Raw genomic sequence first — 21,328 nt, forward strand, 5'->3', positions numbered from 1 at the left:
TTGTTCCTAACCAGCCAGGCCAGGCAGGAACATGGATATCTGAGGGACAAATACTATTACAAGCAGAGATATTATAAATGCAATTAAGAATGGAACAGTTGCTTTTGCCAATTTCAGCATCGGTATCTTTGTCATGCCCGACGCCACAAACAGGTTGATACCCATGGGAGGCGTCACCATGCCAACTGCCAGATTGCACGTCATAATAATGCCGAAATGAATGGGGTCAACCCCGACAGCCGTTGCAATCGGCACCAGTATGGGAGTCAAAATCATAATATTGGGGATATTGTCAATGATCATGCCGCATACCAGCATAATCAGGTTCATGATTAATAAAATCACGATTTTATTATCAGATACCGCAAGTACGTACTGGCTGATGGACTGGGGGTAACGCAGCATGGTAAGACATCTGGCAAAGGAGGTGGCAGCCGCAATTACAAACAATATGTTTACATAGGTCTTTGCTCCTGACATGAATACATTTCCAAGATTCCTCAGACTTATGGATTTATAGATGCAGATGCAGACAAACAATCCGTAAAACACACTGATGACAGCGGATTCCGTAGGACTGCACATCCCCGAATAAATCGTTCCCAAAATAATGACCGGTGTCAGAAGCGCTCAAAAGCTATCCTTTAACAGCGCCCAAAATCCCCTCTGCCGTATTTCATTATAATTAGCCAGAAGCTTTTCCTTATCTTCCCCGTGCTTCCTGCAGTAATAATAACTGTAAACCATCAAACTGAATCCGATCAGAATCCCCGGAATGATTCCCGCAGTAAACAGTTTAGAGGGCGATGCGTTTGCTGCCGCGGAATAAACAATATAGGAAATGCTTGGAGGAATGATAACTCCCAGCCCTCCTGCAACCGTCACAATGGATGCAGCGAAAATTTTCTCATATCCCATGCTTTCAAGAAACGGGATGCTCATTGCTCCCACTGCCGATACAGTGGCCGGAGAGGAGCCTGAAATAGCCGCGTAAAACATACATGTAACGATAACAGCACATGGAAAACCGGCTGTCTTATTGCCGATAAAATATGCAAAGAAATTAAAGAGCCGTTCCGACAGTCCCCCCTCTGCCATAATCATGCCGGATACCATAAACAGGGGAACTGCCAGCAGCGTAAAGCTGTTCATACCGGCAAACATGCTTCGGGCCACATCCGCCGCGCCATATGGAAAGGACGGATTGATGATGCTCGGAAGTATGGACATGATTCCAAAAACACCTCCCACCGGCATGGCGGCGACCAGCAGGACTGCCAGCAGGATGAAAAAAACACCAATAGCCATTATTCCATTACCTCCTTGCTTTTCTGTCTGCAGACAATACATTTAACAATGGCCTGTATATACCGTAATATTGCCAATGCAACCGCAAATCCCATGATTCCATAGAGATATGACAAAGGAATCTGCAGCGCCGGGCTGGCCTGTTTAATCTTTGCCGCATTCTGGATAATAGTCACTGTTCCTTTCAAAAACCATCCCAGAAATCCAATCATCACCACATTGCAGGCAATCTCCAGCACACTCTGTACATGTTTTGGAAGAATAGCCGCAAATGTGTCTACTTTAATACTTGTCCCCATACGCACAGCACATGGGAGACAGAAAAATGCTGACAGCGCCAGACAGTAACAGCAAACCTCGTCCGACCAGCTGAGTGCATGGTGGAAACAGTAACGCATGATTACATTTGTAAATGACAGCAGACTCATGATTACCAGAATAATTGCCAGTATCATTAATTCGAAATTCTTATCCAGCCATTTAATACTTTTCATCTTCCCCTCTCCTTTTGTTCATCTTTTTTAATTCACTGCATTTTCTTGCTGTATTTTTATTATATCTGTAGTATAATAAGAAGTAAAGTTACTAATAATTATATTTGTAAGTAGTTTTACTACTAATAACTTTGTCATTTTGCACACTTACCACCGGGAATGGATGGCGATTTTCCATCCATCTTTGTACAGCTTGGACAAGGGGGATTTTTTATGGATTTGAAGCAGTTGGAATACATAGTCGCAATCGCAGAATGCGGGAATATATCAAGGGCAGCAGAAACATTATTCATTACGCAGTCCGGACTGAACCAGCAGCTGATTAAACTGGAAAAAGAGCTGGGTCAGCAGCTCTTCTACCGGAATAAACATTATCTGCGAACAACACAGGCCGGAAAATTATATATCGACAGCGCTAAGGAGATACTGCGCATCAAGAAAAATACATATGCGCAGCTGGAAGATTTAAAAGGCAATGTGGTGGGAGAAATTGCCTTGGGGCTCACCCATGAACATGGAATTGATATTTTCACCTCGGTTTTTCCGGATTTTAACCACAGATACCCGGGAGTTACCTTTAATCTTTTAGAGAGAATGGTGTCTGACCAGCATAATTTTCTTCTGGGAGGGCATCTGGACTTTGGAATCATTATGCTGGCTGATTCAGATAAGATAGACCTGGAATATATTAAACTCTATAATGAGAATCTGGTGCTGGGAATTCCCAAAAAACATCCAATGGCAAAATACGCCTCCGCCCCCGGAGAGCCGTTGTCCACCATTGACCTGCGTCTTTTCAGGCAGGACAGCTTCTCCCTGATTTTCGCTTCATCTACCATGCGCAAGGTGATTGACCCCCTGTTCAAGGAAGCAGGGTACCAGCCTCATATTCTGATTGAGTCTGCCATGAACCATGCCCTGATACAGCTGGTAAGCAACGGATTCTGCTGCACAATCCTTCCCCAGTCACGGGTTCTGGTAAGTCCGTACAGTACCAACTGCGCCTGGTTTCACCTGTCCTCCCGCCCTAACTGGAATATCTATGTGGCATACAGAAAAGACATGCATCTGAATGAAGCTCATCGTTACTTCATTCAGCTGGCTAAACATTATGGAAATGAGTTGGAAAAGAAATTTCTATAAACCCAAATCCTCCAGACCCATGATGCCGATTGCCATCAAATGCTGTTTTCAAAATGCCGCCTGAAAGAAGACGCGGATTAGTCCGGCTGTTAAAGGTTAAGCGGATTGTCGTTGTAATTGAGCTTCATTGTAAGTAACAGACACTAAAGCCTATAGTTCATTGGGCCTGTTACCAGGTCTTTGTCAATGGCAGACTCCATTTAACGGAAAATGGCCCATCATCCAGTTTATTAAAATTTTCTCCGGAGGTTCTGTCAGTTATCCCCCCAGAAAACTGCGGAAGCGGAATCTCATTCCAGGAGCTGCTGGAAAAAATGAAGAAACGACAGGGAACCTATGCTTTTTCTGTCATATGCAGGTAACGGATTGCATTCTGGTGAGTTGGTTCCAGCTCGATGGCATTGCTGAAGGCCTCTGCAGCCGCGTCCATGTTCCCCAGTCCGAGGTTCGCAAGCCCTATCAGATAATAACAATGTGCCCGATTCCGTTTATTCAGGTCATCATCGAAAATCAGAAAGTCCGGAAGGGATACCGCAAAGTAGCTTACCCGCATAACATCAACGATATGCTGTTCACCATAGTCCAGCAGCTTGTTGAACCTTGCCTTTGCCTCTACCGGACGGTTCAGTTTTTCCCTGGCTAATCCCTGATAGTAGATCATGTCTGCGGGCTGGTCGTTATAATACATCATTCCGGCGGGTTCATCCGTACCCGTACTGGCTTTCTCAAAGTATTCATCCGCTGCCGCCTGATTGCCCTGGAGTTCCTTTATGATACCCAAGTAATAATTTATATGATTATCCTTGCATCCCTCCAGCTTGCCTTCCCCAAGATTCTCCGGGTAGTATAGGGCCTTCTTCAGAAGCTCTTCTGCACTATCAAGTTCACCGTGTTCCATGGCTGACCGTGCCAGTTCTACCAATGCCACGGTATACTGGGTCGTAACCTTACCTTCCCCTCCTTCCCATGGATGGAAACGGTTTGCCATGATAAATTCATACGCATCTCCATAACGTCCCAATAGATTCAACATGGTGGCATACTCAATCATCAGGTCATCACGCTGCATGAAAACCTCCCTGGCTGCATCATAGTTCTTCAGCCGCTCATCGGCAGGCATACCCAGCTTCTTATACAACTGATCCAGCTCCAGGAAAATCCGGGCATCACCAGGATTCAGCTTATATGCTTCTTCCATGGCCTGTCTGGCTTTATCCGGCTCATGTCTCTTATTATAGTATGCCAGGGACAAATTCCTCCAAGTGATTGCAAAGTCCGGTTTTACCTCAGCAGAACGTTCCCAATACCCGATAGCTGTGTCGTACTGCATTTTATCGTAGTACAGATTCCCCAGATAATAGCAGGCATTGGCATCACCACTATTTTCCTTTACAGCATATTCAAGAACCAGAATGTCCTCCAGTTTATTTGGGAAACAGTAATCCGTGCTGCACTTGGACGCCTGCAGAAGGGTCTGTGACGCATCCTTTCCCATCATCCCAAGATAGCAGGCTTTGTAGTAAAACAGCATCGGCCATTCCTCACTGCATTGGGACAGGACTGCAACCGCCTCCTCATAAGCACCGAATTCAGCATAGTCACGGGCTGTCATTAGATAGTTCTCATGAAAATTCCTGGTTAGGGTATTAAACTCCTCCACAAGTCTATCTTTCTGTCCTTCGTCCACATAGGACCATTCCATCCTGGACACATAATCAAAAGGATCCACATCAAGATTCCCGGCAATCGTTTTGGCTGCTTCCTCCATCTTTCCCAGCTTTCTCAGCAGATAAGCCCGAAGTCCCCTGGCCTTCACATTATGGGCGTTTTTCACCAGTCCCTTATCGGTCATTTCCAGCGCATTCTCATAATTACCGCGTTTTGCTTCAATACAGGCCAGATAATAGAAACTCATCTCCTGCTGCTCATTGGACCAGGTGGCCTTATAGAATGCATCAAATGCATCGTCCATCCGGTTCTGGTAAAGCAGGGTCAGACCCAGGTTATAATATGGCTCCGAATTATAGGGATTTGGATTTTTCCAGGTTGCCCGCTTGATTGCCTCCCGAAAATATTGCTCCGCCTCTTTAAAACAGCCCCGGCGCATCAGCAGGCTTCCATAAGCATTGTTGGCGCGGATATCTCCCGCGTCACGCTTTAGGGCCTCCTGATAGTATGGATCCGGACGATAGGTAGCATGCCGGTATTGTTCAATATGCTGCCCTGTCAAATACAGTTCCTCCACTGTCATGATTTCTTCCGGATCCCTGGAAGCCTGGGCAGGCTCCGGCAGCTTGGGAATCTCGTTTTTAAGCGGACTATAAGACACCAGTTCCTTCCCGCCATCCATCACCTGCAGCTTAAGCCTTGTCTCATCCTCCACCGGTGTGTGAATGATAGTCTCAAAGGTATGTACAGGAGATAATTTTGCTATCTCATCCAGCAGAGTCTCATTGCCGTAAGTCAGAAGGATACGTGCCTGTGGATACTCCTGGGTTCCATACGCAGCAATCCGGATACCATCTTCTTCCACCTCCAGGTTAATAACCGCATGGATAGTTGCATTCTTCACTGCACCTACTGCCTTGTATGGCATAAAAAACTGGGTAAATGTTTTCTCTTCCATGGGCTTAAGCCATGTGAAATCCGGCTGGTTGTCAGTATATACACCAGTCATCAGCTCTATGTAAGGCCCATCCTCATCTGTCAGGTTCCTGTCCCATGCCTTTCCAAAATCCCCGCACCCCCATGTCCACTGCTTCTTGCCCGGGGATATGTGATGATCCGCAACATGCAGGATTCCGGCCTGCTTCTGATAATCATAACCGCCCACAAAGTTAAACTCGCTCTTCTCCGCCATATACGAAGTAGGTACCGGAATATTCTTATACCGCGATATATCCACACCGGCGCTGTAATCATGTTTATAATATTCACCAGTAGCAATTGGGAACCGGGATACATCCCTCTTGCCGTGATCCATGACCGCATGCACATCCGGCGGAAAAATAGACTGGGTATGGTCGTTTACTGGCACCGCCGGGTTGGCCCACCAAAGGAATGTCTGCGGAGTCGCAGTCCGATTGTACAACTGGCCCCGGATTTCAATATACGCTTTTCCCGGATACAGGGTAAAGCTGGCTTCCCCCTTTGTTCCATACATCTGGTCTACATCACAGATCCGGCACGTCTTAGAGCCGTCCTCATTCTCTATCAGCATATAATCCACCGGTGAAAATGTGGTTGGCCTATGATGCTGGGGCCAGTTGAACTCGATACCACCGCTGATCCAAGGTCCGCAAAGCCCTACTAAGGCTGGTTTAATTACATGATTATAATATACAAAGTCATACCGGTTGGTCTTATCATATGCTCTCTGGATTCTCCCTCCCAGTTCCGGCAGTACCATCACCTTCAGGTATTCATTTTCCAGCCATACCGCCCGGTATGTCTTATCCTTTTTCTCATCATAGATTTTCTCTATGGTCGGATACGGATAAATCTTGCCTGAACTTCCCTGATACACACGGCTTTCCAAAAACATGGGGTTCTTATCCGCCTCTCCTGCCTCGTATGTAGGAATCACAATGGACTCTTCCCAGAGTTTTACTGCATCCATATCAAATACCTCCTGTCATGATTGTCATCATTTTTTGTTTTTTACTTCTTGCCTATACTATATCCAATTATCTATAGAGTTTCATTATATACATTTGCCATAGAGTTTTGAAAAATTGCTCTCATATCTTGACTTATGATTTTCACCTGCTTTATAATAGAACCAGTAAGGGAGGGAGTTTTATGTTATCGACAGAGCAGGGAGTCATCCATGGTTCGGACTATTACATCTATACTCCAAGTTCGCAGGCCACTGCCATGTTTCTGTATCCCATCAGCACAGGATATTTCCGTTATCTTCCCGGATATTGTCTCAGACGGTCTTCCTATGACAGCTTCCTGATTATGTACATGCGGAAAGGAAGCTGTGAAATAGAGAGTGGAGGACGGACATACCATGCTAAGGCTGACCAGATTGTCCTGTTAGACTGCTATAAACCGCACTGCTACTATACAACCACAGGTTGGGATGCCGAATGGCTGCATTTTGACGGTTCCAATGCCCGTAACTATTTTGAAGCAATCCTGGACAACGGAATCCCTGTCATCGGTCTTCATGATACTTACCGATTTGAAAAATATCTCCACAAGATCTACAGCAGCTTCAAAGAACACCTTTCCATCAAGGAGGCGCTGCTAAACAATTATATTGTAAATATCCTTACTGAGTTGCTGATCGGACGTGATTTGGAACACTCCGTCAATGTCTCAGCCAGCATCATCGAGGATACGGTGGCCTATATCAATGAGCACCTGACTGACCCCCTGACACTGGAGGAACTGGCTTCCCAGGCATCTTTAAGTACCTTTTACTTCAGCCGGTTGTTCAAGAAGGAAACCGGCTTCACGCCCCACGGATACGTCATTACCGCTCGTGTTAATATTGCAAAATTTTTGCTAAAATCCTCCAATTCTACAATCAAAGAAATCTGCTTTGGAACCGGATTTACCAGCGAAAGCAGTTTCTGTACCACATTTAAAAAGGTGACCGGAAGCACCCCATCGGAATACCGGGAACGTATCTGCCAATAACACAGGAAGCAGTCCTTGCCGAACTGCTTCCTTCTTTACCATATAAACCAGCACTATTATTCTGCTGCTTTTCCCATTACTTCATTGTAATTCTCCGGAGTTACAACAATTGCATCCACTGCTGTTTCAAGGGGAACTTCATTTCCTCCAATTACCTCGTACAAAACTTCCACGGAACCCTTTCCCACGGAATCAGAGGAGAAGTAGGTGGCAGCTTTCATACAGGTGCCGTCAGCTCCTTTACCGTTCCACTCGTCCTTTGCCATGTACGCCCCCAGGCCTACTACACATGCATCCGCATCCAGGCCGGCACTTTCCAGCGCACGGACCGCGCCTATAGTTCCCTCTTCGTTGGCGCCGGTCACCAACCATTTTTTAATCTCCGGATGTGCCGTGATAACAGATGTTGCTGCCACGTTACCTTTATCTGTGGTTCCGTCATAATCTGCCCTAAAGATACGTTCCGATGGAAAATCAGGACAGTTGGCTGTAAAATTATCATACTCCCCTTCCGCGCGGGGTACGCAGGAAGATACCGTATCCATAGTAAGAAGCAGAAGGCCACACTGTTCATCCTCCACCAGATTGCTGTCCTTTGCATAAGCTGCCAGCCAGTCACCGTTGGTCTGACCGATGACATATGCATTGATTCCTACCCATGGCGCCAGCTTGTCACCCATATCATTTTGCAGCGCATCATCACATGCAACGACGGGAATCCCAGCCTCCTTGCATTTATCCACAACTACCTGGGACATAGTCTGATCTGGTATACAGGTCACAATGCCCTTGGCCTGGTTGGCAACCGCATTGTCAATTGCTTTCAGATACTCTTCCGGGTTCATTTTTGCATCCACATAAATGAACTCATCTCCCCGGTCCTCTACCACCTTCTTCGCCGCTTCACCCTCATCAATAAACCAGGTCTGGTCACCTGCTTTATATATACCGTAAATTACACCCTTCGCAGAAGCATCCTTGCTTTCTGCGTTATCCGTCTGTACTGCTGTGTCTGCCGCTTGGATTGCAGGTTCATCATCAAATCCACTGCATCCGGCCAATGCCGCCGCCACAGCTGCCACCATTACTAACCCCAATACTTTTTTCATGTTCATATCCTCCTGATTTCCATTTTTTATGTTTTATTTCCTTTATCTCCAGGGAACCTAAAGGTCCCCCTGATAATTCGATGCAGATAATCCTTACAGATTCTTCATGGAAGCTTCCAATAATTCCTTTTCCCTTCTCTGTTTACGGATATAGTCTGTCGTCAGTGCAAAGAGGAGCAGTCCGCCCTTTGCCACATACTGCCAGAATGTAGGAACATTGACCATTGTAAGACCAGTGTTGAAAGCCTGAATAAGAATAATGCCTAGAATCGTGCCTCCCATGTCGCCTACACCGCCGACAAAGGAAACGCCGCCCAATATAACCGCCGTGATTGCATCGAATTCCAGATTGACATTAGCCGCCGGCTGGCCGGAATTCATACGTGCCGCAAATATGATTCCGCCGATGGAACAAAGAATACCCATCATGATATAGCAGATGGTGATAATACGTTTGGAATTCAGACCCGCAAGCCGAGCCGCATCCATGCTGCCGCCGATGGCATATACGCTTCTGCCAAATTTAGTCCTAGCCAGGATGATGCCAAATACAATAATACAAAGCATCATAATCCACACAGAAAGCGGTATATTGGCAATACGGGCCTTGCCAAGTATGATGAAGCTCCGGTTGCTGATAGAAATTGGCTTTCCTCCACAGATAATATAGGCAAAACCTCTGACAATTGACTGGGTCACTAGGGGGGATGGCCGGAAAGCAGTTTAAATGTACTTTTCTCTCTGTCCTATAAGTATGTGTTCATCCATAGACGGCAGTTGAGCCAATCCTTAATATTGGGACCCATTCTCACATCCGTATCCGGCATCCCCCTCAAACTAATCTCCAATTCAAGCTAATAAAAAGTCTTCCAGAAAATAGATAATCCCCCGGTTCACTACCCAAACCAGGGGATTCATCTACACTTATGCGTTTTTTACTCTCAAAATCACAGCCAAAAATCAGCTCGTTTTTATCGGTTAATGTCATTTATATCACAACTTCAACCTCCGGGATGATTGTGATGTAGATGACACTAAAATTTATAATTGGGGCCTAACATCACTTCCCTGCCCTACAAATTTCTTTTCCCATGCTGCACAGTAACAATATCCACTTCCTTCTTCCTCTCATGAATCTTATATATGATAATATAACTATCCACAATCAGTTCCCGGTAACCGCGGTTTGCATATCTGCCAGTCTTACGCTCCGCACAGCGGTATGGATATTCCTCCAGGCTGAAAATACCTGCCTCCAAACGGTCAGCCTGCTCTTCGGCATATTCCGGAAATCTGCTCATAAATATACTGATAAATACGGTCCAAATCCCGCAGGGCACGCTGAAACATTTTGATTGCATATTTATTTTGCATACTTTCTCCTCAATCCGCTCAATGCCTCCCTGGCATCCATAAGTATGGCCCCACCTTCCATTTCAGTCTCCGCTTCTGCTATAGCAGCATCAATCTGTGTATCAGTTATCAGCCTCTCATAAGCTTCAATGCTCATAACTACAAGATCCCCATAGCCATTTTTTGTTACAAAAATCGGTTCCTGACTTTTATGGCAGATATCTGAAATCTCATTCGTTTTTCTTAAATCTGTAATCGGCATTATCTGTGGCATAGTATCCCTCCTCTCTTTGTACATAATTATATCATTATTATATACAAAATTCAATCTTTATATAAAATGATGGCCGCGTAAATTTACTGTAGGAATTAAATAGACAGAATCTGCCAACGATGTGTTTTAGACTGGCTTATTTGATCCTATTTTATTTCTTTTTCATACTTTTGGCAACCGGTTTATCCCCTGTTCATCGCCTCCTTTTCCCTGTTTTCACTAATTAATTCATTATCGCTTCCTGCGCCTGGCTTTCCGTAAAGTCCTTTTGGAGCAGCTCTCCCTTAAACTGGGACCGTCTTTTAAGAAACTTAAAAACCAGATTTACAAAGACCATCCCGATGGGTTTTATGTCAGGGTCAAACCCAATCCGTGCTCCCCTGATATCACTTTCTCCGTTACATCGATAATCTGGCGGAACAGCTTTCTCACACGGCTGCGCTCTTTTTGATAGATTGCCTGCTTTAATCCAGCTCCATCTCCTGCAATATAGATCTTTTCCAAAAACTGGGCTGCAACATGATCCTCATCTGCTTCGATATGCAGGTGCCGGATTCTTTTTTTCTCCTCCCGTTCCTGAATCGGCAGTTCGATTACTGTATCATGCACCAGGTTTTTCACCGTCTGCTTGCTTACGGAATCCATCAAACTGGCATGCTCGCCACCCTTGCGGTAGCTGCTCTCCAATGTTTCTTCCAGTATGGCTGCCGCAGCCCCCATGGTGATTCTTTGATGTCCCTCTATGCCAATCACCTCGTCCAGCAGATATACGGATTTCCCCGTCTTTTTTGATGTATAGCAGGTACGTTTAAATCGGATACTGCCCAGCGGCAGAAGCAGTTCTTTGGGCTGGCCATTCTGCTCAACTACATAGGCCTCCAAGCGTTCCGCACTGTTTTTTATGGTCTGGTCCATCGTTTCCAGTGTCTCTACCAGAATGTTCCGTGCCAGATTCAGGCTTCTTTTCATTGTATTGTTCAAGCTAACGAATTATAATAGCATTACGAGAGATATTGAGTGGGAATTACTACACAATTCAATGAAGGGAGTTTCGCCATGAATAAAGTTTTGATTATAGATGACGATAAAGAACTTTGCGCTTTGATTAAACGCAGTGTACTATCGGAAAATATAGAAGCTGATTTTTGCAATACCGGGAAAGAAGGATTGCAAAAATTAAAGGAAAAGGACTATCAACTTGTTATACTGGATATTATGATGCCTGGTATGGACGGATTTGAAACACTGGAAGAAATCAGAAAAGAAAGCAGTCTGCCGATTTTAATGTTCACATCCAAAAATGACAGTGCTTCTAAAGTGCGAGGCCTGCGGGCGGGAGCTGATGATTATTTGACAAAACCTTTTGATATGGACGAGCTGATAGCCCGTATCGTTTCCCTTATACGCCGCTACACCCGCTTTAATCAGAAGGACGGAACACCACAGCAACTTACATTTGATGGGCTGGAAATTGATCTTGAAAATCGTTCTATCACAACGGAAAATGGAACTTTTGAGCTTCCACCAAAGGAATTTGACCTGCTCTTATACTGTGCCAAAAATCAAGGAAAAATTTTGACAAAACAGCAGATATACGAAGAAGTGTGGGGAGAGGAATATTTCTATGACGACAGCAACATTATGGCGATTATCAGCCGACTTCGCAAGAAATTAGAAATAAATCCCGGAAGTCCGAAGTATATCCAAACGATTAAAGGAATTGGCTATCGCTTTAACAAGGAGGTTTGATTTTTTATGGAAACTATCGCATTTCTATCAATGATGACTGCTCTTTTATCTATTCTTACCTCCTGCTTTATGAGCCGGCGTGTAAAAAAGCAGATAGCAGAAATAACGGATGCTTTGTCTGATGTAAAAAACGGAAATGGAAATAGGCGCATTTTATTAGCAACAAATGAGCTGGTGGCCCCTCTTGCTTATGAAATAAATGAGATTATTGTGTCTTATGAAAATAGACTTTCTGTTGTTCGGCAGACAGAGGAAACAAACCGACAGCTTATGACGAGTCTCTCCCATGATGTAAGAACACCGCTTACAACGCTTATAGGGTATCTTGATGCTGCACATAAGGGAATTGTTACAGGCAAAGACCGGGATGATTATATCGAAACTGCCCGCCGGAAAGCTCATGATCTGAAAGAATACATTGATGTTCTTTTTGACTGGTTCAAACTAAACTCTAATGAGTTTGCTATGGAGATAAATACTGTTGAAGCTGCGGAATTGACAAGAAATATTTTGATTGACTGGATACCCATATTTGAGGATAAACAGATAGATTACAACATTGATATTCCCGAACAACCATTCCGGGTAAAACTTGATACAGATGGCTATATGCGGATATTGAACAATCTTATTCAAAATGTGATTGCTCACAGCCACGCGGATAAAATAGAAATAGCCCTGTCGAAGCAGGGAGGGAATATGCAAATTCTGTTAGCTGATAATGGCATAGGGATTGAAAAAGAAGATTTGAAGCGTATTTTTGAACGGCTCTATAAGTGCGATAAGGGACGGTCTGAAAAAGGAAGTGGACTGGGGCTTTCTATTGTACATCAGCTTGTAGAGAAAATGAACGGCACAATAACAGCAGAAAGCGTCCGGGGAAAAAGGACGGAATTTATTTTACTTTTTCCCTTGGTAGATTAAGGCGCTCCCGTCTTTCATGGCGGGAGCCCTAATTATTTCGGGGATCTGCATTTCAAATTGCAAGGTTAATGCAAGGTTGTGGCAAGGTTAATGCAAGATTGGCGTAATAGAATACTTTACAGAACAGGAGGTTTGAATATGGACAAAAATTATATCATTGAAACAAAAAATCTTACAAAACAATACGGCTCACACAAGAGTGTCGCTGACTTAAATATCCATGTGCAGAGAGGAAGAATTTATGGTCTGCTTGGAAGAAACGGAGCCGGAAAAACTACCACCATGAAAATGCTGCTTGGATTGACAAAGCCAACTTCCGGCGAAGTCAAAATATGGAGGAAATCTTTACAGGGGAATGAAAAGAAATTATTACCCCGTATTGGCAGTTTGATTGAGTCGCCCGGTTTTTATCCTAACCTGACTGCTACGGAAAATCTGCGTATATTTGCAACCTTGCGGGGAGTACCAAACCGTCATGCAATCAAAGACGCTTTGGATTTGGTAGGACTGCCTTATAAAGACAAAAAGCTGTTTTCTCAATATTCTCTTGGTATGAAGCAGCGGCTTGCGATTGCACTTGCCGTTATGCATGACCCGGAACTTTTGATTTTAGATGAACCTATCAATGGGCTGGACCCTATCGGAATTGCAGAAGTACGCTCTTTTATTCGTAAGCTTTGCGACGCAAGGGGAAAATCAATTTTGATTTCCAGCCATATCCTTTCAGAAATCTCTCTACTGGCTGATGATATTGGCATTATCGACCATGGCGTGTTACTGGAAGAAGAAAGCCTTGCAGAATTGGAACAGAAAAGCAGCAAACATATCCGTTTTACTCTTTCCGATACTGCACAAGCAGCAAGAATTTTAGAACGTAATTTCCATGAAAACCATTTTTCTATACAGGACGACCATAATTTACGTTTGCATAATCTCAATCTGCCTGTAGGAAAAATTGTGACTGCTTTTGTGGAAAATGGATTGGAGGTATCAGAAGCCCATACCTGCGAAGAAAGCCTTGAAGATTATTTCAAGCGTGTGACAGGAGGTGAGGGAATTGCTTAAACTGGTTAAATGCGAGTTTGCAAAATTAAAGCGAAAACCCTTGGTGTTTATTTCCCTACTGCTTTCGGTTTTGATGCCACTGGCTTACGCATTTTTTCTAGCAGATGCGGAAGCCAGCGTGGATGCCGTAAATGGCATCATGTCCAGCTTGTTCCAACTCAGTGCCTACCTGCTTTTAATGCCTTTTCTCGTTATACTGGCTTCCAACCTACTGTTTGAGGAACTGGACTATGATACTCTGAAAAACCTTTTGACTGTACCGGTTAACAGAACGAAATTGGTGCTTTCTAAAATGTTGGTTTTACTACTTTTTGCCATTGGATTTATGGCTGTTGGCGGATTTGTAAACCTTGTAGTTCTGCTGTTTCAAGGCTGGAAGCCTGTGGGTTTCTGGACATTGTTTTTAGTAGGACTTGAAGAAGGACTCATCATGTGGGTTGGTGCATTGCCCTGTGTTTTGCTGGTAATCCTCCTCAATAAAAATTACATTGTGTCAGTTGTGATTACATTTTTTTATACCATTATCAACTACATTCTTTCCATGAATGACATTTTTCTGACACAATCTTTTGGTCTGAACGCCGGAACACTGCTGCCGGGGCCACTGGCTTTCCGATGGACATTCCAGTTTTATGACCAAAGCCATCCAAACACAGAATTGGCGGATTTGCTGGAACGTATCAGCCCTTATTTTCTGAATAATGTCCAGGTATTCAGTGTCATCCTTGTGGAAGCCGCTATATTTCTTACTCTGATTGCGTTGGTCTACCGACGCCAGGAAATTTAAGGGGGTGTGGTTATGTGGAATTTACTGAAATCAGAATTGCTGAAACTACGTCGCTGTCAGATCTTCCTAGTGGGGCTTGTAGCACTCGCCCTTTGCCCATTCGTTCAATACGGAAGCCAGCTTATTGTTTCGGCGGAATACCGAAATCCGAACTTCGATTTTACAACCCTTTTAGAAAATGTTGTCTGGGGCAATACCCAGATATTCCTCCCTATTTCTCTGGTCATGATTGGCGGCTGGCTCATTGACCGGGAAGCTGCCCATGATACGCTCAAAAATATCATGACAATCCCCATTTCCATGCCAAAACTGTTAGGTGTCAAACTGCTTCTAATCGGTATCCTGGCGGTTCTGTTGGGAATTTACAGTGCAGGTGTTACCCTAATAACAGGGTTGGTGGTTGGTTTGCCCGGGTTGACTGCGGAGGTGTTTTTCCACTGTGGCACACAAGTTGTGATGGCAGCTTTGACAACCTATCTGGTTTGTATGCCCCTGATCCTGATTTTTGGGCAGATTCGGGGGGCATACCTGAGTGGTTCAATCTTGGCATTTTTCCTAGGGTATAGCATTATGTTTTTCAAAGGCGGTGCTCTGGCCAGCACATACCCGTTTTCGGCGGCACTGGTTTTGGTGGGCTTCGACATGAGTGAATATGCTGGAACAACCACAGACCCTAACCTTTTGCTGGCCGCCGCCGGGGTTGGCATCATGGTTCTGTGGGCTATGATGTTGCTGGCAATGTCCGGTAGGAAAAAAGAAATGAAGTCCCGCAGGCAGACAAACGCAAAGAAAAAAGCGAAAAGAGCTGTACGCAGGAAAGGACGGAAATGATAGTGAAGAAGATAGTTCTATCATTGTTACTAATTCTTTTGTCTATACTTTCTGGCTGTACGAAAGATGAAGTTCTCAATCAGCCTACACCAACTTGCGGTGGCTTTGATTTTCAAGGCCGCCGTTTCTTTTTGCTCTAAAGCAGAGAAATAGAACCTTTTGGCCATCCGCGGTGTGACGCCGTGCCTTTTCCACGGCTATCAGGGTTTTTCCAGTTCCTGCAGCTCCGTTTATGACAGCTGTTCGCTGTTCTGAAAGGAAATTGAGGATTCCGGCCTGTTCGTCCAGCATCCTGTGAAATACCATGTGCTTTAATTCTGTATCAAATCCTACCGGTGGGAAAATGTTAAATTCCGGGCACAACACTTCCCGTATCAGTCTGCGTGCCCCGCTTTCGGAAATGTCAGTAACAACTCCAGCACGAATGTCCAACGAGAAATTTCTCAACATACGGAATCCGATCAGTCCCATCAGTTTCCATTTGTACGCCGCAGCTTGGTTCCAGACTTTACCTTCGTGATCCTGAACGAGTGAAACACCATGTAGCACTTATGACGGCGGCACCTGAATACTGGGAAGACCAGATAGGAGAGAATTACATGCGTACAATTGACCTTTGTTGTGGAATTGGCGGAATAAGGAGAGGATTTGAATTAGCTGTTCTCTCCGCCATAATATACAATCAATGTCTTCTCACCGTTCAGGGAATAAATTTCGCCATCCATACCAGACAATTCCTCTGCAGGTTCTCCCCATCTGGCGGCAATCTTGTTGCGGCTAAAACCTGCCAATTCCTTTTCTAACACGTCCTTTGTCATTTCTCCTGCCTCCTGCAGCGCTGGAACCTCTTTTTTACTGCCGCATCCAGCATCCCCTAACGGTTCTATGGATTTTTCATGACATCTGCTTTATACTGAAAGAAAACAGATGCGGGAGGAATACCATGACAGCGATGGCTATTATTGAAAAATGCAGGGAACGTTTAAAAGAAATTCCGGAATTGCAAAAGAAATTGTCTCAGACAGAGGAAAGTGCCCGTGTTAATGCTTTCCGCCTTGAAAATTTGAATAAGGAGCAGGCCATCCTCTCTCAGATCATGACAGTAGTTGATGCGAATGAGTCCAGCCTTCCTCGATCCACGCCGTCCCGACCTTCCAATGAATTGATGGAAAATCGCCTAAAAGCCTATGCAACTGTTCCAGATATTGCAGAAGTTTGCACTGGGAAACATGATCTTGCCATTGTTACTGCTTATCTAGCCGGAAAATCTGCAGCGGATATTGGAAGGGAATACGGACTCTCTTGTGCCCGTGTCCTGGATATTCTGGATAATGTAAAGAGACGGTGTCTCTGGTATGATAAAAGAAAAAGGTATTGAGTTTCTCAATATATCAGTTCCTTGTTTTAATCACAACCCGGAGACGGGCGGATTTCCTCCTGCCATGCTCCGGGGCATTCTTCTCATATTCTGAAATCCATCATACACTGGGTCATTACTCTGCTTTTGTAAGCTGTTCTATGGACCGGCCCGCGCGGATCTCTTGTAAGGCTGTCTGATAATCCTCACTCTGTGCTGAATGCCTCCCGGCACTCTTCCTGATCGCTGCCGTAAAAATTGACAGACAACAGCTCGCCTTTTCCATAATAGCCCACATAAAAATGAAAAATCTGCAGACCAGCCTCCGTCTCCGCAGCCTCAAAGGCTTTCATGCGAAATCCGGGCAGGCTGCAGCCCGGCAGCTTGATTGGAACCGCCTCCGGCGGAATGGTCTGTAAATACGTCCGCTCCATTACCTTCGCTGGAGCCGGCTGTCCGTCTTTATCCGCATGAAAAGGCGTGATACGGACAGCCAGGGCGCTCTCTGGCGGAAAACACACTGTTTCTCCATTCTCCCCTTCCTTAGCCGTCCAGCCCGAAGGAAGCACAATCTGCCAGCCAAGCGGAAGCGTCTGTTCTGACCAGAGGTTTTCTTTCTTCCAAAACTCCTGATTGCTTCCCGTTTCATAACTCACACGGGGAAGATAGGGATATTCGGCAAAATCCTTCCTGTGTTTCCTGGCCCACGCCTTGGCCGGAGCGTAAAGAATGGCCTCAAATTCCATATCCTTGTTTAATTTCTTCCTGCCATCCAGAATCTTTTGATAATATGCCCGCCCATTGACCAAAGCCACGCACCGGGCATAGAGAAAACCATCATCGGAAAAATGGCTGCCCGCCCTATAGGCCCGCAATGCAATCTCCGGCTTGTCCAACTGGTACAAAAGCTCAGCCATCTTATCCTCAAACTGGTTCGCTATCTCCCAGGACAGTCCAATGGACAAGATAACGCAAAACCGCATCCATCTCCTGATTCCCGAACCATTTCCTCAGCATTTCCGGCCGCCCTGCCAAGTATCGCCGTTCTTCCTCTTCTATGTATCCAAAGTAATCCGGCTGTGTGCTGAAATGATCCTCTTCCTCCCCGCTGCAGAAATCATATGATCTCCGTCCAGAAAAACCTGTGTTCCCTTTCCAGTATCCGCGAACCTGCATCGTTCCGGCCGGATTTCAAATGCCGGATTTTTCGCAGGCGCGTCCACCGCCATGCGGGCCGCCGCCTCGCCGCAGCCAGGAAACAGCGCATATTGCAGAAAAACTCCCATTCCAATCCCTTCCTTCTATGTTCATGCACAGCACTCCCATAAGCCTGCCATTCAATTTTGATTCATCATGGAATCCATATGCTTCCTACAACTTCTTCTCGTTCACAATCTCCTGAACGGATTTGCTATTCGTATCTATTTTAACCGTATCAAGCATATGATACAATGGAATTCTCACAATGCTTCGCCCTATCACATCTTTCATGCGGATTCCGGCAGAAATATCTTTCATTAGCCGTTCCCTTACATGCTTCTCATCTGCCACAAGAGAAATACAATGCATGTTGAGTGTGTCGTATTGATGTCAAGGGTAGAGAAATAGAAAACTGAAAAAGTGTAGAAAACAAGGGATTTCCGAGGGTTTGGACAGTTTGGAAAAATTGTTCCGGCTCTCGGATTCTTGCGTTCTAAAAGACAGTGGGAACTGGTCAATCGTGAAAAGTTACAGAGAGCTGAGTTGACAGGATAGAAATGGGGTGTGTTGTGTAGACATGATTGTTAAAAAGAATGTTGTGTAGACAGAAGTGTTTACTCATGGGTAGCAACTGCAAAGGAGGTTCACTGATGCCTGATTATAAGACATTTTTTGAAAAGCTGGCTCAAGACCGCAACATCTCTGTGGAAGAAATGCGATCCATCATTGCGCCCGCATTGAAACTGGGATAAACGACCCTGACCCTGTGCGGCGAGCGCAATATACTCATGGTCGAAGGTTTTCAAACGTCGTACCTAATTAAAAGGGCATTGTGCGAAAAGCCTGGCAGAAAATAAAGTGGTATGATGTGAGCATCATAGGGATGAGCCAAACAACACTTTGCTCATGGCTATGAACATCAAATATAGGAGGTGCTACAATGCACGCATGGGAAGCAATTGAACAATCCTTGGATTTTATCGAGGTACACTTGACAGAAGAAATTTCAACGGAAGAACTGGCAAATACCGTCGGCCTGTCCCCTTTCTATTTCCAGCGCTTGTTCAAGCGACTGGTAAATAAACCGGTTCAGGAATATGTGAAGCTCCGCCGTTTGGCAAAGGTGATTGAGAATCGGGGTGACTCCGAACAGAGAATTCTTGATGTTGCCTTGGACTATGGCTTTTCCAGCCATGCGAACTTTACACGGGCTTTCAAGGAAACGTATGGGATTACACCCGAAGACTACAGGAGGGATTTACCAATGCTCAATACATTTGATAAGCCGGAGGTATCCATGAATTACGTCCTGGTTGATGAAGGGGTCCCGCTGGTGGCAGGCGATATCATTTTGGAAATCCAGAGAAAGTCGCTGGCGAACCCGGAAGTCTACCTTGGTCTGGAGACTGCAGTTCGTATTACTGAGCAGATTCCGGTCGGTGAAGGCACTGGCGTAGACGCGCCGGGGCAGCTTTGGAAACGGTATCATGTGGAGAAAGCCTCAATTAGGGCCAATCTCAATACCAGCGTGGAAATGGGAATGTCCCATACGGAAGATTCGGCGCAGGGCCTTTTCAATTATTTTGCGGGTGGTCTTGTCCAAAATGTTCCGAGCCAGTTGCAAGGCGGCTTCGTAAAGAAAGAACTTCCGGCAGGCGAATACATCGTTTGCAAAATTGAAGCAGAAAAATTTGAAGATTTGGTGACAGTCGCTTTGGATCAGGCTAGCAAGTACCTTTTCGGTACATGGCTACCGCACCACAACTTGGCCACGGAGCCTTTCTCTGCGGAGAAGTATTACCGAGATGTGAAGGACATGGCCTACATGGAAATTTGGGTCAAGCCTTTGCCGTTGGATAGTAGAGCCTAAGGAGGGAAATTAGGATGGATTGGAATATGCTCTATTCAAATGTAACACCGCCAACGTGGGAGCAGGTCACAGAATATATCGGTAGCCCGTTATGGGCGGACTTTAATGAGCGTATCCAGTCCGCCTACCAGATTACACCCTGCATGGAACACAGTCGCTGTTCCATGCAGGCTGGCTGGAACGTTAAGTATAAGAAGAGCGGAAAGTCTCTTTGTACACTCTACCCGATGGAAGGCTATTTTATTGCCCTCGTGGTTGTAGGAAGTCATGAGCTTACAGAGGCAGAGCTTCTTATGCCGCTATGCTCCGACTATGTGCAAACGGTATTCAAAAACACAAAAATCGGAAATGGACAGAAGTGGTTGATGCTGGAGGTACGGGATAGAGAGATTATGGAGGATGTATTTAGCCTCATCAATCTTCGAAAACGCATGAATACTCGACCTTTCTGAGTAACGTTTGTAAAATAGGGAGTATGAAAGTTTTTCTGTAAATAACTAAAAGTAGTAGGTCTTCTATGGTAAAATCTAATTATCATAAGGAGGCCTATTATTATGGCAAGAAGGGAAAAACAACCAGTACACAAAGTAGTAATGACAGAGGGCAAGCGCAACATCATCCGGGGACTGCTGGAGGAATACGACATCCATGATGCCCATGACATCCAGGAAGCCCTCAAAGACCTGCTGGGCGGCACAATCAAGGAAATGATGGAAGCCGAGATGGAGGATCATCTGGGATATGGGAGGTCTGAACGCTCCGACAGCGACGATTACCGCAACGGCTACAAGACAAAGCGCGTCAACAGCTCCTATGGCAGCATGGACATCGATGTCCCGCAGGACCGCAACTCTACTTTTGAGCCGAAAGTGGTGAAAAAGCGCCAGAAGGACATTTCGGAGATCGACCAGAAGATCATTTCCATGGGGAGTATGAAAGTTTTTCTGTAAATAGCTATCAAGCAGTAGGTCTTCTATGATAAAATCTATTATCATAAGCAGGCCTATTATTATGGCGAGAAGAGAAAAGCAACCTGTACACAAGGTAGTTATGACGGAGGGCAAAAGGAACATTGTCCATCAGTTGTTGGAGGAGTATGACATCCAGACTGCTGAGGACATCCAGGAGGCCCTGAAAGACCTTCTGGGAAGTACCCTGAAAGAGATGATGGAGGCTGAGATGGATGACCACCTCGGTTATGAAAAATCGGAACG

Annotated in this window: 22 protein-coding genes and 3 pseudogenes; 13 read left to right on the forward strand and 12 right to left on the reverse strand. The window is 45.2% G+C overall.

What is annotated here, in order from left to right:
- Nucleotides 1-6: 6 nt before the first annotated feature.
- Together G614_RS34310 and G614_RS29255 are read right to left on the reverse strand one after the other, a co-directional pair.
- Nucleotides 7-1,308, reverse strand: a pseudogene (locus G614_RS34310) (TRAP transporter large permease).
- A complete protein-coding gene (locus G614_RS29255; protein WP_044917476.1) occupies nucleotides 1,308-1,802 on the reverse strand; it encodes a TRAP transporter small permease in 495 nt (164 codons plus the stop codon). Before G614_RS29255 ends, G614_RS34310 begins: the two are co-directional and overlap by 1 nt.
- A 213-nt stretch (nucleotides 1,803-2,015) precedes the next feature.
- Between G614_RS29255 and G614_RS0107420 the strand changes: the two genes are divergently transcribed.
- On the forward strand, nucleotides 2,016-2,945 hold the full coding sequence (locus tag G614_RS0107420; protein WP_027641461.1) for a LysR family transcriptional regulator: 930 nt from the start codon (nucleotides 2,016-2,018) through the stop codon (nucleotides 2,943-2,945).
- A gap of 334 nt (nucleotides 2,946-3,279) precedes the next feature.
- Here the strand turns inward: G614_RS0107420 and G614_RS0107425 are convergent, their stop codons facing one another.
- Complete coding sequence (locus G614_RS0107425; RefSeq protein ID WP_027641462.1) at nucleotides 3,280-6,564, reverse strand: DUF5107 domain-containing protein; 3,285 nt, start codon at nucleotides 6,562-6,564, stop codon at nucleotides 3,280-3,282.
- Nucleotides 6,565-6,746: 182 nt separating this feature from the next.
- Here G614_RS0107425 and G614_RS0107430 point away from each other — a divergent pair, with 182 nt between their 5' ends.
- Nucleotides 6,747-7,595, forward strand: coding sequence for an AraC family transcriptional regulator (locus G614_RS0107430; protein ID WP_027641463.1), 849 nt, complete (start codon nucleotides 6,747-6,749; stop codon nucleotides 7,593-7,595).
- Nucleotides 7,596-7,651: 56 nt separating this feature from the next.
- Here G614_RS0107430 and G614_RS0107435 read toward each other — a convergent pair whose 3' ends face one another.
- The 4 genes from G614_RS0107435 to G614_RS0107450 form a co-directional block, all read right to left on the reverse strand.
- Nucleotides 7,652-8,704 (reverse strand): arabinose ABC transporter substrate-binding protein, encoded by a 1,053-nt coding sequence (locus G614_RS0107435; RefSeq protein WP_027641464.1) that lies wholly within the window; start codon nucleotides 8,702-8,704, stop codon nucleotides 7,652-7,654.
- Between the two features lie 93 nt (nucleotides 8,705-8,797).
- On the reverse strand, nucleotides 8,798-9,403 hold the full coding sequence (locus G614_RS26995) for an ABC transporter permease (RefSeq protein ID WP_242828022.1): 606 nt from the start codon (nucleotides 9,401-9,403) through the stop codon (nucleotides 8,798-8,800).
- Between the two features lie 374 nt (nucleotides 9,404-9,777).
- On the reverse strand, nucleotides 9,778-10,005 hold the full coding sequence (locus tag G614_RS0107445; protein WP_080664490.1) for a type II toxin-antitoxin system RelE/ParE family toxin: 228 nt from the start codon (nucleotides 10,003-10,005) through the stop codon (nucleotides 9,778-9,780).
- A gap of 62 nt (nucleotides 10,006-10,067) precedes the next feature.
- Nucleotides 10,068-10,331 carry a type II toxin-antitoxin system prevent-host-death family antitoxin gene (locus G614_RS0107450; protein WP_027641466.1) on the reverse strand — a complete coding sequence of 88 codons (264 nt, stop codon included), beginning with the start codon at nucleotides 10,329-10,331 and terminating at the stop codon, nucleotides 10,068-10,070.
- A gap of 232 nt (nucleotides 10,332-10,563) precedes the next feature.
- Between G614_RS0107450 and G614_RS34990 the strand changes: the two are divergent.
- Nucleotides 10,564-10,737 (forward strand): annotated as a pseudogene (locus tag G614_RS34990) (IS91 family transposase); the annotation flags it as partial.
- On the opposite strand, the gene G614_RS0107455 reads toward G614_RS34990, so the two are convergent.
- On the reverse strand, nucleotides 10,680-11,300 hold the full coding sequence (locus G614_RS0107455) for a UPF0236 family transposase-like protein (RefSeq protein ID WP_027641467.1): 621 nt from the start codon (nucleotides 11,298-11,300) through the stop codon (nucleotides 10,680-10,682). The pseudogene G614_RS34990 and the gene G614_RS0107455 overlap by 58 nt on opposite strands.
- Nucleotides 11,301-11,387: 87 nt before the next feature.
- Between G614_RS0107455 and G614_RS0107460 the strand changes: the two genes are divergently transcribed.
- From G614_RS0107460 to G614_RS0107480, 5 genes are all read left to right on the forward strand, one after another.
- A complete protein-coding gene (locus tag G614_RS0107460; RefSeq protein ID WP_027641468.1) occupies nucleotides 11,388-12,080 on the forward strand; it encodes a response regulator transcription factor in 693 nt (230 codons plus the stop codon).
- A 6-nt stretch (nucleotides 12,081-12,086) separates the two neighbouring features.
- Entirely contained in the window at nucleotides 12,087-13,004 is a 918-nt protein-coding gene (locus tag G614_RS0107465; RefSeq protein ID WP_027641469.1) for a sensor histidine kinase, read from the forward strand.
- 138 nt (nucleotides 13,005-13,142) lie between these two features.
- Nucleotides 13,143-14,069, forward strand: a complete 927-nt coding sequence (locus G614_RS0107470) for an ABC transporter ATP-binding protein (protein ID WP_027641470.1) — start codon at nucleotides 13,143-13,145, stop codon at nucleotides 14,067-14,069.
- Nucleotides 14,053-14,856, forward strand: a complete 804-nt coding sequence (locus G614_RS0107475; protein ID WP_242828023.1) for an ABC transporter permease — start codon at nucleotides 14,053-14,055, stop codon at nucleotides 14,854-14,856. The genes G614_RS0107470 and G614_RS0107475 overlap by 17 nt, the downstream gene beginning before the upstream one ends.
- Before the next feature lie 12 nt (nucleotides 14,857-14,868).
- The gene (locus G614_RS0107480) at nucleotides 14,869-15,687 is read left to right on the forward strand and encodes an ABC transporter permease (protein ID WP_027641472.1); all 819 of its coding nucleotides are present in this window, start codon (nucleotides 14,869-14,871) and stop codon (nucleotides 15,685-15,687) included.
- Nucleotides 15,688-15,771: 84 nt separating this feature from the next.
- On the opposite strand, the gene G614_RS0107485 is transcribed toward G614_RS0107480, so the two are convergent.
- Both G614_RS0107485 and G614_RS31155 read right to left on the reverse strand, forming a co-directional pair.
- Nucleotides 15,772-16,236: a DEAD/DEAH box helicase family protein gene (locus G614_RS0107485; protein ID WP_027641473.1), complete on the reverse strand. Its 465-nt coding sequence runs from the start codon at nucleotides 16,234-16,236 to the stop codon at nucleotides 15,772-15,774.
- A gap of 104 nt (nucleotides 16,237-16,340) precedes the next feature.
- Nucleotides 16,341-16,505 (reverse strand): hypothetical protein, encoded by a 165-nt coding sequence (locus tag G614_RS31155; protein WP_155245030.1) that lies wholly within the window; start codon nucleotides 16,503-16,505, stop codon nucleotides 16,341-16,343.
- A gap of 125 nt (nucleotides 16,506-16,630) precedes the next feature.
- Here G614_RS31155 and G614_RS0107495 point away from each other — a divergent pair, with 125 nt between their 5' ends.
- Nucleotides 16,631-17,065 carry a hypothetical protein gene (locus tag G614_RS0107495; protein ID WP_027641474.1) on the forward strand — a complete coding sequence of 145 codons (435 nt, stop codon included), beginning with the start codon at nucleotides 16,631-16,633 and terminating at the stop codon, nucleotides 17,063-17,065.
- Nucleotides 17,066-17,250: 185 nt separating this feature from the next.
- On the opposite strand, the gene G614_RS29265 is transcribed toward G614_RS0107495, so the two are convergent.
- Complete coding sequence (locus G614_RS29265) at nucleotides 17,251-18,027, reverse strand: DUF4240 domain-containing protein (protein ID WP_049948054.1); 777 nt, start codon at nucleotides 18,025-18,027, stop codon at nucleotides 17,251-17,253.
- Nucleotides 18,028-18,099: 72 nt separating this feature from the next.
- Nucleotides 18,100-18,330, reverse strand: coding sequence for a hypothetical protein (locus G614_RS0107505; protein WP_027641475.1), 231 nt, complete (start codon nucleotides 18,328-18,330; stop codon nucleotides 18,100-18,102).
- An 854-nt stretch (nucleotides 18,331-19,184) separates the two neighbouring features.
- On the opposite strand from G614_RS0107505, the gene G614_RS0107520 reads away from it, so the two are divergent.
- The 4 genes and pseudogenes from G614_RS0107520 to G614_RS0107535 form a co-directional block, all read left to right on the forward strand.
- The gene (locus tag G614_RS0107520) at nucleotides 19,185-20,114 is read left to right on the forward strand and encodes an AraC family transcriptional regulator (RefSeq protein WP_027641476.1); all 930 of its coding nucleotides are present in this window, start codon (nucleotides 19,185-19,187) and stop codon (nucleotides 20,112-20,114) included.
- Nucleotides 20,115-20,128: 14 nt separating this feature from the next.
- Entirely contained in the window at nucleotides 20,129-20,566 is a 438-nt protein-coding gene (locus tag G614_RS0107525) for a DUF3788 domain-containing protein (protein WP_027641477.1), read from the forward strand.
- 102 nt (nucleotides 20,567-20,668) lie between these two features.
- Nucleotides 20,669-21,040 (forward strand): annotated as a pseudogene (locus G614_RS0107530) (transposase); the annotation flags it as partial.
- A 124-nt stretch (nucleotides 21,041-21,164) separates the two neighbouring features.
- On the forward strand, nucleotides 21,165-21,328 hold a 164-nt coding region (locus G614_RS0107535; RefSeq protein ID WP_242828024.1), incomplete at its 3' end, for a transposase.

Origin of the sequence: [Clostridium] clostridioforme AGR2157, from assembly GCF_000424325.1 — a bacterium.
Classification (GTDB): domain Bacteria; phylum Bacillota; class Clostridia; order Lachnospirales; family Lachnospiraceae; genus Enterocloster; species Enterocloster clostridioformis_A.